Origin of the sequence: Staphylococcus sp. EG-SA-15 (assembly GCF_017151895.1) — a bacterium.
Taxonomy (GTDB): Bacteria; Bacillota; Bacilli; order Staphylococcales; family Staphylococcaceae; genus Staphylococcus; species Staphylococcus aureus.
Genome location: NZ_JACVZN010000188.1, coordinates 1 through 227, shown reverse-complemented (window position 1 = coordinate 227; position 227 = coordinate 1). Strand labels below are relative to the sequence as shown.

Here is a 227-nt window from a genome sequence, read left to right as displayed (position 1 = left end):
ATCTTAGATAGTAGCCAACGGCTACAGTGATAACATCCTTGTTAAATTGTTTATATCTGAAATAGTTCATACAGAAGACTCCTTTTTGTTAAAATTATATTATAAATTCAACTTTGCAACAGAACCTATTAGAATTTATAATAAAAAGCAAGAACGTAAAGATAATGCAGATGCTGAAGTTATGTCTGAACATTTATGGCGTGTAGAAATCGAACTTAAAAGAGATA

At 29.1% G+C, this 227-nt stretch carries 2 pseudogenes; one reads left to right on the top strand and one right to left on the bottom strand.

The window, feature by feature from the left end:
- A pseudogene (locus tag IDG64_RS15715) lies at positions 1–70 on the bottom strand (IS6 family transposase); the annotation flags it as partial.
- 54 nt (positions 71–124) lie between these two features.
- Between IDG64_RS15715 and IDG64_RS15710 the strand changes: the two are divergent.
- A pseudogene (locus IDG64_RS15710) lies at positions 125–227 on the top strand (replication initiation factor domain-containing protein); the annotation flags it as partial.